We start from the raw sequence: 12,785 nt of genomic DNA, 5'->3' as shown, positions 1-12,785 counted from the left end.
GCCTGTTTAACGGGGTTCGACCACCCATGCGCCATTACGCTCGACAAGCGAACGGTCGCAGGCGAACTCGTCGAGCACGTGGTCGTGCCCCGGCAACGCCTGGATCACGACCTCGCCCGCATCGCGCAGCGCCGCAACGGCCGCGCTCAGCGCGTCGTCCTGTGCCCACGGCGCGAGAATCGCGGTACCGCGCGCCTCGATCGGCGAAATCCGCGCAAGCTCGCGCAGGTCGAGCGAGAAGCCCGTCGCCGGGCGGGCGCGACCGTAGGCCTGGCCCACGTGGTCGTAACGGCCGCCGCGCGCGATCGCGTTCGGCACGCCGTCGATGTACGCCGTGAACATCGCGCCGCTGTGGTACGCGTAGCCACGCAGGTCGGCGAGATCGATCGCCACCTCGACACCCTTCGCCTGCGCCGCGAGCTGCGCGAGATCGTCGAGCGCGCGCGTGATCTCGGGCAGCACCGGCAGGCGTGCACGTGCCTCGTCGAGCACGCTCGCGTCGCCGTACAGATGCGGCAGCGTCCGCAGCGCCGCGCGCGTATCGGCGCCGAGATCGTCGGTGAGTTCGTTAAGCAGCGGCACGTCCTTGCCCGACAGCGCGTCGTACAGCGCCTCGCCGCGCTCGGCGGCCTGCGCGTCGCGTGCGAGCAGCGCCGCGAGCACGCCCGCGTGGCACAGATCCAGACGGATCCGCGACAGCCCCGCGAGGTGCAGCGCGTCGAGCATCAGCTGCTGGATCTCGAGATCGGCTTCCAGTCCGGCATGTCCGTAGATTTCGGCGCCGATCTGGATCTGCTCGCGCGTCGCATGCAGGCCGCGCGGACGCGTATGCATCACGTGGCCCGCATAACAGAGACGCGTCACGCCCTGGCGGTTCAGCAGGTGCGCGTCGATACGCGCAACCTGCGGCGTGATGTCCGCGCGCAGGCCGAGCGTGCGGCCCGACAGCTGATCGACCAGCTTGAAAGTACGCAAGCGCAGGTCGGCGCCGCCGCTCGTCAGCAGCGACTCGAGATATTCGAGCAGCGGCGGCATCACCATTTCGTAGCCGTACGAACGGAAGCGATCGAGCAGCCTGCGGCGCAGCTCCTCGATCTTGCGCGCTTCCGACGGCAGTACGTCGGCGATATTCTCGGGAAGTAACCAGGTCGACATCGTTACGGTCCTACGACAGGAAACAGGGCGCGACACGCGCGCCGCGAGATGAATCGGAAATCGGAAATCGGGCGGAACGAACGGCGGGTGCGCCGCCCGGATCAGGTGGCCAGCAGCAGCAGGACGAGCCCGAGCGCCATCACGATGAGCCCGCCGATCCGGATATGATGCGGCGGCCGCTCCGCTATTCTACGAAACGTGTCGCGCCAGGCGACGGGAAACACGAAGGGGAACGCCCCCTCGATGATCAGCATCAGTGCTACCGCGAGCAACAACGAGCCAGCCAAATCCATGCGAGCGACGGCGCCGCTCGACGCGGCGCCCCAAGGTCAGTGTTTGCGGGGAGCGGGTGCCGCCGGTGCGGCACCGCCCGTCGGGCTGCGCATGAAACGGAAAAACTCGCTGTCGGGGTCGACGACGATGATGTCGTTGCGCTTGAAGGTATTCCGGTAAGCCTGCAGGCTCGCGTAGAACTGGTAGAACTGCGGATCGCGGCCGAACGCATCGGCGGCGATCGACGCGGCCTTCGCGTCGCCCTCGCCCTTGATCGTCTGCGCAGACTTGTACGCATTTGCGAGCACCGCCTGCTGTTCGCGTTCCGCGTCGGCCTTGATCTGCTCGACATCGGCGGCGCCATCCGCGCGCACCCGTGCGGCCTGGTCGCGCAGCGCGGCAATCATCCGCTGATAGACGGCATCCGTCTGCGCAGCCGGCAAGTCGACGCGCGTCAACTGCACGTCGACCACGTCGACGCCGAAGCCCGACGCCTTCGCGCGCACCGCCTCGCGCGCCGCATTGGCGATGTCGCGCTGGCCGCCGAGCGCGTCGTCGAGCGCGCGCTTGCCGAACGCGTCGCCGAGTGCGCTCTTCAGCGCGCCGGCCAGACGCTCGGTGGCGGCCGCCGGATCGCCGCCCGTCGCCGTGAAATACTTCATCGGATCGCTGATCCGGTACTTGACCGCATACGCGACGAGCAGGTCGTGCTTGTCTTCGGTCGCCAGTTGCAGCGGATCCGACGACTCGAGCGATTGCAGGCGCGTGTCGATCAGCGTCGCCGTTTGCAGCGGCGGCGGCAGCTTGAAATGGATGCCGGGGCCCGCGAGTTCGGGTTGCGCGCCGTCGCGGCCCGACAGCACGGCAGTGTGGCGCGGGTCGACGGTCAGAACGGTCGACGACGCCGCGAAGGCGGCGATCACGATTGCGACGACGAGCGCAATGATTCGGTTCATGTTCTGCGCTCTCCGTTACTTCGTATCGTCTTCACGCGAGCGGCTGCGGAACGCTTCGCGCGACCGCAGCACGTCGCTGCCCGGTGCGGGCGCTGCTGCGCCCGAAGCCGCGCTCGCGGGTGCGCTCGACACAGCGGCGGCCGGGGCCGACGCTGCGACGGGCGCGGATGCACCGGCAGGCGTCGCGGCATTCGCGGCATCTTGTCGCCCCTGCTCGACAAGCTTGTCGAGCGGCAGATACACGACGCTGTTGCCACCCTTGTTGCCGACGAACACTTTCGTCGCGTTCGAATAGATTTCCTGCATCGTCTCGAGGTACATCCGCTCGCGGATCACCGCGGGCGCCTTCGAATACTGTGCATAGACCTGCTTGAACCGGTCGGCGTCGCCCTCTGCCTCCGTGACCACGCGATCGGCATACGCCTTCGCTTCGTCGGCGAGTTTCGCGGCATTGCCCTGCGCCTTCGGCAGCAGGTCGTTCGCATAGGCCTGCGCAGCACGCTTCGCGGCCTCGCGATCTTCGCGCGCCTTCGCGACTTCGGCGTACGCGGCCTGCGTCTGCTCGGGCGCCGCGACGCTCTGCATCGTGACGGCCGTGATCTCGAGGCCCGACTGGTAGCGATCGAGATCGCGCTGGATCGCGGCGGACAATTGCTCGCGCAGTGCATCGCGATCCTGGTTCAGCATGTCGGCCGCGCTGCGCGTGCCGACGATCGCGCGCACCGCGGCCTGGGCGGCCTGCGACACACTGCGCTCCGGATCGACGCTGCGGAACAGGTAGTCGGTTGCCGAACGAATCCGATACTGGACGATGAAACGCACGTCGACGATGTCGGCGTCGCGCGTCAGCATCGCCGCTTCCTTCACGTTCGCGAGACGCACGACGTTGTTGCGGCCGATCTCGATCGAACGGACCTGCGACGTGTCGACGATCTCGTGCGACGCGAACGGATACGGTGCGCGCCAGTGCACGCCCTGGCCAACCGTGCCGGACAGCTTGCCGAACTGCAGCACGACGCCCGTCTGGCCGTCCTGCACGACAAACAGCCCGCTGCCCGCGTAGACTGCGACCAGCACGCCGATCACGATGCCGACGCCGACGCGCGCGGCCCGGCCATTGTCGGGCCGGAAGCCGTTGCCGCCCTTGCCGCCGAACAGGCCGCTCAGACGCCGGTTGAAGTTGCGCCACATCTCGTCGAGATCGGGCGGACCGTCACCGTCGCCACCGGGCGGACGCTTCGATTCATTCGCACGCGGACGGGATCCGTCGTTGCCCTTGCCGTCGCCGCGCCCCCAGCGGGGATCGTTGATCGACAGCAAGGCGCGCATCCGCCGCCAGGTACTCCGCTCGTTGTATTCGTTCACCAGAGTTTGTTCACCAGATTAGACGCCGGCGAACCGGCCGGGACCGGTTAGCGCCCGTGTTCGGAAATCGTGTGGTCTTCGTGTGGTTCAGCGGGTGCGCCGTCGAGCGCGCCGTTGGGTAACGTCGCGCCGGAAAGGTGTTCCGCGGAGGCGATCTCGGCGATGGCGGCACGCAACGCATCAAGACCCTGACCGGTGCGTGCGCTCAAAAAGACGCGCGAAATATTACCATACTCGTCCCGCTCGACCGCGTCGCCGCGGGCCGCCAGTTCGGGCACGGCGTCGATCTTGTTGAACACCAGCACCTGTCGGATCGTGTCCGCACCGATCTCGTGCAGCACGCCGTTCACCTGCTCGATCTGTTCGAGCCGCACCGCGCTCGACGCGTCGACGACGTGCAGCAGCAGATCCGCATGGATCGTTTCCTCGAGGGTCGCGCGAAACGCGGCAACCAATTGGTGAGGCAGTTCGCGAATGAACCCGACCGTATCCGATACGACAATTTGACCCGCCTCGTCGCCGAGGTACACGCGCCGCGACGTCGTATCGAGCGTGGCGAACAGCTGGTCGGCCGCATAGGCCTGCGCTTTCGTCAGCGCATTGAACAGCGTCGACTTGCCCGCGTTCGTATAGCCGACGAGCGACACCGACATCGTGCCGCTGCGCGCGCGCTGACGACGCTGCGTGCTGTGCTGCCTGCGCAACCGGTCGAGCCGCGACTTCAGCATCTTGATGCGCTCGCCGATCAACCGGCGGTCGGTTTCGAGCTGGGTTTCCCCGGGGCCGCGCAGGCCAATACCGCCCTTTTGCCGCTCCAGGTGAGTCCACGCGCGAATCAGGCGGGTCGACAGGTATTGCAGCTGCGCGAGCTCGACCTGCAGCTTGCCTTCATGACTGCGGGCACGCTGCGCGAAGATATCGAGGATGAGGCTCGTGCGATCGACCACCCGCCTGTTAAGCGCCTGCTCCAGATTGCGTTGCTGGGCCGGTGCCAGTGCGTGGTTGAAGATGACGATTTCGACGTTGTGCGCGTCGCAGGCAAGCCGCAATTCTTCGGCTTTGCCGCTGCCGATGAACATCTTGGCATCGGGACTGGCGCGACGACCCGTGAGGGTGACGGCGGGACGGGCCCCCGCACTGGAAGCGAGAAGACTGAGTTCTTCGAGACTGGCTTCGAAATCGGTCTTGCCGAAGTCGATGCCGACGAGCGCTGCGTTGATCAAATTATCGGGTGTCAAGATAAGGCGGCTGGCATCGGTCGCTCGCGGCGACCGGACGCCGGCCGCTGCGATGGGTTAGGACGAGGCTTCCGCGTCCGGGTGGAAATTCACCGGGCGCGCCGGCACGACCGTCGAGATGGCGTGCTTGTAGACCATCTGGGTCACCGTATTACGGAGCAACACGACGTACTGGTCGAACGATTCAATGTTCCCTTGCAGCTTGATGCCGTTGACGAGATAGATCGAAACGGGAACGTGCTCTTTGCGCAGTGCGTTCAAAAACGGGTCTTGTAACAATTGCCCTTTGTTGCTCATGGCGTACTCCATCTTTTTTTGCAGGTTGATCTGGATTGGCGACGAAGAAAAAGAGATCCGGCGCCAATCGCTACACTATAGCCGATTTTGCATGCCCCGCCCGGGCGTAGGCCATGCGGCCTATCCCTTCCAGGACATGCTTCAGCCCTTGTCCGCGTACGGGTTGTTCGACGAACGGAACTCTATGCGCAATGGAGTCCCGGTCAGTGAGAAAGTTTCGCGGAATCGGTTTTCGAGGTAACGCTTGTAGGTTTCCGTCACGGCGTCGAGCGCGTTGCCGTGGATGACGATCAGCGGCGGATTCTGGCCGCCCTGGTGCGCGTAGCGCAGCTTCGGACGCACCGGACCGCGACGCCGCGGCTGCTGGAACTCGACCGCCTCGATCAGCGCGCGCGTGAGCTTCGGCGTCGGCAGTTTCGCCATCGCCGCCGCGTACGCGTCGTCGACCGAGCGCATCAGCGCGCCGATGCCGGTCTTCTTCGCGGCCGAAATGTAGTGCGATTTCGCGAAGTCGAGGAATTTCAGCTTGCGGGTCAAATCCGCTTTCGCGCGATCGCGTGCGTGATCGTCGAGACCGTCCCACTTGTTGACGCCGATCACGAGCGCGCGGCCTTGTTCGACGACGAAGCCGGCGATGTGCGCGTCCTGGTCGGAAATGTCCTGCTGCGCATCCAGCAGAAGAATGACGACGTTCGCGTCCGAGATCGATTGCAGCGTCTTCACGACCGAGAATTTCTCGATCGCCTCGAACACCTTGCCGCGGCGTCGCAGGCCCGCTGTGTCGATCAACGTATATTTCTTGCCGTTGCGTTCGAAGTCGACGTAGATCGAATCGCGCGTCGTGCCCGGCATGTCGAACGCGATCACGCGGTCCTCGCCGATCAGCGCGTTCACGAGCGTCGACTTGCCGACGTTCGGCCGGCCGACGATCGCGATCTTGATGCCGCGCGACGGATCGTCCTCGTCCGCTTCCTCGGGCTGGCCCGCGTATGCGACTTCCAGCGCCTCGTTGATCATGTCGGTCACGCCGTCGCCGTGCGCGGCCGAGATCGCGCGCGGATCGCCGAGCCCGAGCTCGTAGAAGTCCGTCGCGACCGCCGTGTACTTCATCCCCTCGGCCTTGTTGACGACCAGGAAGATCGGCCGGCCGGTCTTGCGCAGGTAGTCGGCGATCGACTTGTCCTGCGGCGCGAGGCCGTTACGGCCGTCGACGATGAACACGACGACGTCGGCTTCCTCGACGGCCTGCCGCGTCTGACGTGCCATCTCGTGCAGGATGCCGTCCTTCGCGACGGGCTCGAAGCCGCCGGTATCGACGACCAGATACGGCCGTGCGCCGACCCGCCCTTCGCCATAATGGCGATCGCGCGTCAGGCCCGGCAAGTCGGCGACCAGCGCATCGCGCGAACGCGTGAGCCGGTTGAACAGCGTGGATTTCCCCACATTGGGGCGCCCAACGAGGGCAATGACCGGTTTCATCTGTGTTTTCTACGGTGATGCGCAGCAGCGGGAGGCCCGCTGCTGCGGGCGGCTGCGCTGAATGAAAATATCACGAATTCGCGCCGCGCCGGATGCGCGCGCCGGGCGCGCGTTGCGCGCCGTCGTCTTTCGTTTCGAACTGCCTTTCAAATACCGAGCGGCCGGGGACACCGGCCGCCTTCATGTCGCGCGACCGCGGCGCGCGGGACGAGCCCGCCGCGCCGCGTTCGCGCCTGTTACGTGCGCGTCAGCGCGGACGGAACCCGTACAGGCCGCCGTCCTTCGTCTGCACGACGAGCGTATTGCCCGCCAGGACCGGCGCCGCGGTAATCGCGCTGCCGTCGGTCTTCATTCGGGCGATGAAACTGCCGTCCTCGCGCGACAGGAAGTGCACGAAGCCCTGGTAGTCGCCCACCACGACCGCATGACCAAGCAGGTAGGGCACGCCGACGTCGCGGCTCTTCAGCTTGTCGTTACGCCAGAGCTGATTGCCGCTCGCCGCGTCGTAAGCCGTCACGACCGACCAGTCGTCGCCGCCGGCGACGACCGAATCATCCTGCGCGAGACCGCTGCGGCTCGAGAACGCCTTTTCCCACAGCGGACGGCCCGAGTTCGCGTCGAAGCAGCCGAGCTGGCCCTGGAACGTGACCGCGCACGCTTCGGCACCCACGAGCGTCGGCGGACCGCTGACGTCGTTGATGCGCTCCACTTCGGTCACACCCTTCGGGAACGACACGGGCGTCTGCCAGAACGGCTCGCCCGTCTGCAGGTTGATCGCGACGAGACCGCCGCCGGGGAAGCCCGCCAGCACGGCCGCATCGCCCGCGAACGTCATGCCGGCCGACACGCGCAGGTTCAGCGGCACCGCGCGGTTGCGGTAGTTCCACTTCTGTTCGCCCGTCTGCGCGTTGAACGCGATCACTTGGCCGTCGATCGTGCGCACGATCACGAGACCGTTGCCGACCAGCGGCGGCGAGAAGATCTCGCCCTGCACGCTCGTCTTCCACAGCTGCTTGCCGTCGGGGCCCAGCACGAACACGCCGCCCTTCAACGCACCAACCGCGGTCAGGTTGCCATCACTGCCGACCCCGGCCGACAGGTCCGAACCGACCTTCGCGCGCCACAGCGTCTGGCCCGTCTTCGCGTCGATCTTCTCGACCGAACCGTTCTCGCCCGCCGCGTAGACGGCGTCGCCAACGGCCACCGGCGAGAACAGATAGCGCCCGCCCTTGCCGACGCTCGCCTTCCAGACCTGTTGCACGTCCATGACGGGCTTGAACTCGGTGAGCGGCGTCGGCACGCGGCGCGCGTCCTTCGACGACGAGCAGGCCGCCAATGCCAGGACAGCCGCCGCGCAGGCTACGGGCACAGCGTAACGTTTCAGCAAATTCATCGGTTAGCGAAGCAGAGTTAAGAGGTTGAGGGGGCCGGGATCAGCCGCCGAGCGCATCGAGCTTGAACTGCACGAGCTGACGCGCGGACTGGTCGTCCTGCGACAGGCCGGCGAGCGCGAGCTTGTATGCGGCGCGCGCATCGTCGGTCTTGCCTTGCGCCGCAAGCAGATCGCCACGGCGATCGGCCACGAGGCCCTTGAATGCATCGACCGGCGTGCCGGACAGCAGCGCGAGGCCCGCATCGTACGCCTTCTCGTCGAGCAGCAGCGATGCGAGACGCAGTTTCGCGATCTGCTTGTACTCGTCGTCCTTGGCGTGATCGACGGCCCATTGCAGCTGCGCCTTCGCGCCGGCGGCGTCGCCGGATGCGTACAACGTCTTCGCCGCCGACAGTGCGGTCATCTGCGCATACGGCGTGCTGCCGAACTTGCTTTCCATGTCGGCGGCCGCGCGGGCCATCGTCGCCTTGTCATTCGCGGCGGCGGCCTTCTGCACCTGCTCGTACAACCCGGAAGCCTCGGCGGCCTGACGGCGCTGCCAGTAATTCCAGCCGTTGAAACCGGCCGCGACGACCAGCGCCGCGAGCACGATCCACGTGGTGAGGTTGCCCCAGCGGGCCCACCACGCCTTGAGACTTTCAATCGATTCTTGTTCGTCGTGATAACTCATCGGCGAGCGATTCCTTCCTTTTCAGGCTTTTCTTGTCGAGCGAATGCCAGCGCGATCAGTCGTCGCCGTCTTCGGCGGATGCAACCATCGCATTGATTAGGAATTCGGTCAAGCTTTCGACCGGTACGGTCTGCTGAACGTTCTTTTCCCCGTCCTCGCCCGCACCGCGCAACGCTTTCACGCCGACCGTGCCGTTCGCGACCTCTTCTTCGCCGAAGATCACCGCGAACGCGGCACCGCTCGCATCGGCCCGCTTCATCTGCGACTTGAAGCTTGCCGGGCCGCCATCGGCGCTGCAGTGGAAAATCACGTCGAGGCCCGTATCGCGCAGACGCTCGGCCGCGATGAACGCCTGTTCGCGCGCCGTCTCGCCCTGGTGCACCATGTACACGTCGACACCCTCCTGCTCGGGCGCGAGATCCTCTTCCTTCAGCAGCTCGAGAATGCGCTCGATGCCCATCGCCCAGCCGCACGCGGCGGTCGGCTTGCCGCCGAGCTGCTCGATCAGCGGATCGTAGCGGCCGCCGGCCGCGACCGTGCCCTGCGCGCCGAGCTTGTCGGTCACCCACTCGAACACGGTCAGATTGTAGTAGTCGAGGCCGCGCACGAGACGCGGGTTGATCTTGAACGGGATGTTGTTCGCGAGCAGCAGGCGCTGCAGCCCTTCGAAGTGGGCACGCGACTCGTCGCCCAGGAAGTCGATCAGCTTCGGCGCGTTCTGCGCGATTTCCTGCAGCGCGGGGTTCTTCGTGTCGAGCACGCGCAACGGGTTCGTATACAGGCGACGCTTCGCGTCCTCGTCCAGGACATCGGCGAACTGCTCGAGATACTTGATCAGTTCGACGCGGTGCGCGGCACGCTCTTCGGCGAGGCCGAGCGAATTGATCTCGAGCTTGATGCCGGTCAGGCCGAGGTCGTCCCACAGGCGCTGGCACATCATGATGATCTCGGCATCTGCATCCGGGCCAGCGAAGCCGAGCGCCTCGACGCCGACCTGGTGGAACTGGCGGTAGCGGCCGCGCTGCGGACGCTCGTGACGGAACATCGGGCCGATGTACCACAGGCGCTTCGGGCCGTCATACAGCATGTTGTGCTCGATCGACGCGCGCACGACGGCCGCGGTGTTTTCCGGGCGCATCGTCAGGTTCTCGCCGTTCAGCGCGTCGGTGAAGCTGTACATCTCCTTCTCGACGATGTCCGTGACTTCGCCGATGCCGCGCGTGAAGAGCTGCGTATGTTCGACGATCGGCGTGCGGATGTTCTGATAGCCGTACGCGCGCAGCAGCGATTTCACGGTAGCTTCGAAGAACTCCCAGAGGCCGGCATCCTGCGGGAGGATGTCGTTCATGCCCTTGACGCCGGTGAGCTTCTCGATCTTGCGTTTCTGTTCAGTCATCGTTCGTGTGTGTGGACGAATTTAGTTCAGGGCCTCGGTGCGGCCGTAATTGCGTGCGACATAGTCGCTGACGATCTGCTGGAATTCCTCGGCGATCCGCTCACCGCGCAGCGTCTTGACCTTCTCGCCGTCGATGAAGACGGGCGCGGCCGGGTTTTCGCCCGAACCCGGCAGGCTGATGCCGATGTTCGCGTGCTTCGACTCGCCCGGGCCGTTGACGATGCAGCCCATCACCGCGACGTTCATCTTCTCGACACCCGGATATTCCTTGCGCCAGACCGGCATCTGCTCGCGCAGATAGGTCTGGATCTGCATCGCGAGTTCCTGGAACAGCGTGCTCGTCGTGCGGCCGCAGCCCGGGCACGCGATCACCATCGGCGCGAACGAGCGCAGGCCCATCGTCTGCAGGATTTCCTGGCCGACGATCACTTCGCCCGTGCGCGACGCGCCCGGCTCCGGCGTCAGCGAAATGCGGATCGTGTCGCCGATCCCTTCCTGCAGCAGCACGCCGAGCGCGGCCGTCGAAGCGACGATGCCCTTCGAGCCCATGCCGGCTTCGGTCAGACCGAGGTGCAGCGCGAAGCCGCAGCGGCGGCCGAGCTCACGGTACACGGCGATCAGGTCCTGCACGCCGCTGACCTTGCACGACAGCACGATGCGGTCGCGGCCGAGACCCAGCTCGACCGCGCGCTCGGCCGAGCCGATCGCCGACTGGATCAGCGCTTCGTACATCACGCTCTGCGCATCCCATGGCTGCGAACGCGCACCGTTCTCGTCCATCATGCGCGCGAGCAGATCCTGGTCGAGGCTGCCCCAGTTCACGCCGATCCGCACCGGCTTGTCGTACTTCGCCGCGGCTTCGATCATCTGCGCGAACTGCGTGTCGCGCTTCGCGCCCTGACCGACGTTACCCGGGTTGATCCGGTACTTCGACAGCGACTCCGCGCAGCCCGGATAGTCGCGCAGCAGCAGGTGGCCGTTGTAGTGGAAATCCCCGACGAGCGGGACGGTCACGCCCATCCGGTCGAGCTGTTCGCGAATCGCCGGCACGGCGGCCGCGGCCTCCGGCGTATTGACCGTGATGCGCACCAGTTCGGAGCCCGCGTTCGCAAGCTCCTTGATCTGGATCGCCGTGCCGATTGCGTCGGCCGTGTCGGTATTCGTCATCGACTGCACGCGCACCGGCGCATCGCCGCCGATCGTCACGAGCTGCCCGCCCCAACGAACATCCACCGCATGCGACACGCGACGCGGCTGATGCCCGCCGAACACCGGCTCGGTTGAACAAATCTGACTGCTGCGTGGGGATTGAGCTTCGGATTGCATCGATAGATCCATTTACGCGGAATGCGCCGCGAGGCGGCGCATGAATTGAAAAAGCGCCGTGCCCTCGCGGCCTGTCCAGGACAGACCTGCGTCACGGCGCTTGACGTCAGGGCAGCGTGAACCGCGCCACGTTACCCCGCGCTGCCGAATATTTCGCCGGATCGACAGGTTTTCCGTCGAACGCGACCGTATCAAGACCTGCCTTGTTGCCGATCGTCACCTTGAACGGCCCGTCGCCGGCAACCTGCTTCGTCTCGCCGGCCCGCACCAGCGCCGAGAACAGCTCCTTGCCGCTCTTGTCACGCACGCTGAACCAGCAATCCTGCTTGACCTTCAGTTCGACCATCGACTGGCCTGCCGCCACCACGACGCTCGCGGGCTGCACCGGCACGGCCGCGCTGCTCGCCGCTGCCGTCGCGACGATCGGTTGCGACGCAGGCACGACGGCCGTCGGCGCCGGTGCTGAAGCAACCGGAGCAGCCGACGCAACGACCTGCGGTGCCGCGGCGGATGCTGCAACCTGGGCCGGGACGTCGTTGCCGACTGCCGTCGACGCGCCGCCCGCGGCTGCCTCTTCGGCGGAAGACGCCGCCGGCGCGCTCGCCGCCGACGCATGTTCGGTGTCGCCGCCGCCCTTGAAGCGCGCGAGCCAGCTCGACGAATCGCCGCCAGTGTGCCACATGAGCACCGCGATCACCGCGACGACAACGATCGCCGTTCCCCACAGCCACGGATGATGGCGCGAAGAGCCGCCGAGCGGAATCGACACGCGACCACGCGGCAGATCCGTCCCCGACGACGCAGGCATCGACAGATCGACCTCCGGCACGCCCCGCTCGCGGCGCAATGCCTGTGCAAACGGCTCGGGATCGACGCCAAGCATTTTCGCGTAGCTGCGCACGACGCCGAGCGCGAACGTCACGCCGGGCAAATGGCTGATGTCGCCTGCCTCGAGCGCACGCAGCTTCTGCGGGGCGACCTTGAGCCGCGCCGACACGTCGTCGACCGTCCAACCCTTGGCTTCCCGGAGCTGCGCCAGCCGGCTGCCGACGGCTGCCAGCGTTTCAAGCCCTGCCTGCGCCGGCTTCGCGGCATTCGTCTCTGCGCCGTTTGTCGGCTGCGGCTCACTCATCCTTGTCCTCGCGTCGATTCTTCTTCACTGGCGGGCGCCGCCGGCCCCCGCAACCGTCCATATCATGCGCGGCGCCGAGGCGCCGCGACCGATCGCTATTCGCGT

12 protein-coding genes are annotated in these 12,785 nt (G+C 66.2%); all 12 read right to left on the bottom strand.

What is annotated here, in order from left to right:
* Window positions 1-6: 6 nt before the first annotated feature.
* Window positions 7-1,155 carry an ATP phosphoribosyltransferase regulatory subunit gene (locus HWX25_RS29200; protein WP_059693226.1) on the bottom strand — a complete coding sequence of 383 codons (1,149 nt, stop codon included), beginning with the start codon at window positions 1,153-1,155 and terminating at the stop codon, window positions 7-9.
* A gap of 101 nt (window positions 1,156-1,256) precedes the next feature.
* Window positions 1,257-1,448, bottom strand: a complete 192-nt coding sequence (locus tag HWX25_RS29195; protein WP_009687995.1) for a DUF2065 domain-containing protein — start codon at window positions 1,446-1,448, stop codon at window positions 1,257-1,259.
* 36 nt (window positions 1,449-1,484) lie between these two features.
* Window positions 1,485-2,384: a protease modulator HflC gene (locus HWX25_RS29190; protein WP_175911925.1), complete on the bottom strand. Its 900-nt coding sequence runs from the start codon at window positions 2,382-2,384 to the stop codon at window positions 1,485-1,487.
* A 15-nt stretch (window positions 2,385-2,399) separates the two neighbouring features.
* Window positions 2,400-3,749: an FtsH protease activity modulator HflK gene (gene hflK / locus HWX25_RS29185; RefSeq protein ID WP_175911923.1), complete on the bottom strand. Its 1,350-nt coding sequence runs from the start codon at window positions 3,747-3,749 to the stop codon at window positions 2,400-2,402.
* A 47-nt stretch (window positions 3,750-3,796) separates the two neighbouring features.
* Window positions 3,797-4,972: a GTPase HflX gene (gene hflX, locus HWX25_RS29180; protein ID WP_174908897.1), complete on the bottom strand. Its 1,176-nt coding sequence runs from the start codon at window positions 4,970-4,972 to the stop codon at window positions 3,797-3,799.
* 72 nt (window positions 4,973-5,044) lie between these two features.
* Window positions 5,045-5,284, bottom strand: coding sequence for an RNA chaperone Hfq (gene hfq / locus HWX25_RS29175; protein ID WP_006399927.1), 240 nt, complete (start codon window positions 5,282-5,284; stop codon window positions 5,045-5,047).
* A 141-nt stretch (window positions 5,285-5,425) separates the two neighbouring features.
* Window positions 5,426-6,763 (bottom strand): ribosome biogenesis GTPase Der, encoded by a 1,338-nt coding sequence (gene der, locus HWX25_RS29170; protein WP_044848985.1) that lies wholly within the window; start codon window positions 6,761-6,763, stop codon window positions 5,426-5,428.
* 247 nt (window positions 6,764-7,010) lie between these two features.
* Window positions 7,011-8,156: an outer membrane protein assembly factor BamB gene (bamB, locus tag HWX25_RS29165; RefSeq protein WP_059817524.1), complete on the bottom strand. Its 1,146-nt coding sequence runs from the start codon at window positions 8,154-8,156 to the stop codon at window positions 7,011-7,013.
* 40 nt (window positions 8,157-8,196) lie between these two features.
* A complete protein-coding gene (locus HWX25_RS29160; protein WP_175911920.1) occupies window positions 8,197-8,826 on the bottom strand; it encodes a tetratricopeptide repeat protein in 630 nt (209 codons plus the stop codon).
* Between the two features lie 55 nt (window positions 8,827-8,881).
* Window positions 8,882-10,222, bottom strand: a complete 1,341-nt coding sequence (gene hisS / locus HWX25_RS29155) for a histidine--tRNA ligase (protein ID WP_124903553.1) — start codon at window positions 10,220-10,222, stop codon at window positions 8,882-8,884.
* A gap of 21 nt (window positions 10,223-10,243) precedes the next feature.
* On the bottom strand, window positions 10,244-11,548 hold the full coding sequence (gene ispG, locus HWX25_RS29150) for a flavodoxin-dependent (E)-4-hydroxy-3-methylbut-2-enyl-diphosphate synthase (protein ID WP_027787235.1): 1,305 nt from the start codon (window positions 11,546-11,548) through the stop codon (window positions 10,244-10,246).
* 106 nt (window positions 11,549-11,654) lie between these two features.
* Window positions 11,655-12,680 carry a helix-turn-helix domain-containing protein gene (locus HWX25_RS29145; protein WP_175911918.1) on the bottom strand — a complete coding sequence of 342 codons (1,026 nt, stop codon included), beginning with the start codon at window positions 12,678-12,680 and terminating at the stop codon, window positions 11,655-11,657.
* Window positions 12,681-12,785 lie beyond the last annotated feature (105 nt).

This window comes from Burkholderia sp. BCC1640, assembly GCF_902833125.1.
GTDB lineage: Bacteria > Pseudomonadota > Gammaproteobacteria > Burkholderiales > Burkholderiaceae > Burkholderia > Burkholderia diffusa.
The sequence above is the reverse complement of the archived record's forward strand: the minus strand, read 5'-3'. Positions and strand labels throughout refer to the sequence as shown.

What these genes read in the sequence shown, in the direction of transcription:
- HWX25_RS29145 (WP_175911918.1), bottom strand. Translation starts at nt 12,680, where the DNA reads ATGAGTGAGCCGCAGCCGACAAACGGCGCAGAGACGAATGCCGCGAAG.
- bamB (WP_059817524.1), bottom strand. Translation starts at nt 8,156, where the DNA reads ATGAATTTGCTGAAACGTTACGCTGTGCCCGTAGCCTGCGCGGCGGCT.
- HWX25_RS29200 (WP_059693226.1), bottom strand. Translation starts at nt 1,155, where the DNA reads ATGTCGACCTGGTTACTTCCCGAGAATATCGCCGACGTACTGCCGTCG.
- hfq (WP_006399927.1), bottom strand. Translation starts at nt 5,284, where the DNA reads ATGAGCAACAAAGGGCAATTGTTACAAGACCCGTTTTTGAACGCACTG.
- HWX25_RS29195 (WP_009687995.1), bottom strand. Translation starts at nt 1,448, where the DNA reads ATGGATTTGGCTGGCTCGTTGTTGCTCGCGGTAGCACTGATGCTGATC.
- ispG (WP_027787235.1), bottom strand. Translation starts at nt 11,548, where the DNA reads ATGCAATCCGAAGCTCAATCCCCACGCAGCAGTCAGATTTGTTCAACC.
- der (WP_044848985.1), bottom strand. Translation starts at nt 6,763, where the DNA reads ATGAAACCGGTCATTGCCCTCGTTGGGCGCCCCAATGTGGGGAAATCC.
- HWX25_RS29160 (WP_175911920.1), bottom strand. Translation starts at nt 8,826, where the DNA reads ATGAGTTATCACGACGAACAAGAATCGATTGAAAGTCTCAAGGCGTGG.
- hisS (WP_124903553.1), bottom strand. Translation starts at nt 10,222, where the DNA reads ATGACTGAACAGAAACGCAAGATCGAGAAGCTCACCGGCGTCAAGGGC.
- HWX25_RS29190 (WP_175911925.1), bottom strand. Translation starts at nt 2,384, where the DNA reads ATGAACCGAATCATTGCGCTCGTCGTCGCAATCGTGATCGCCGCCTTC.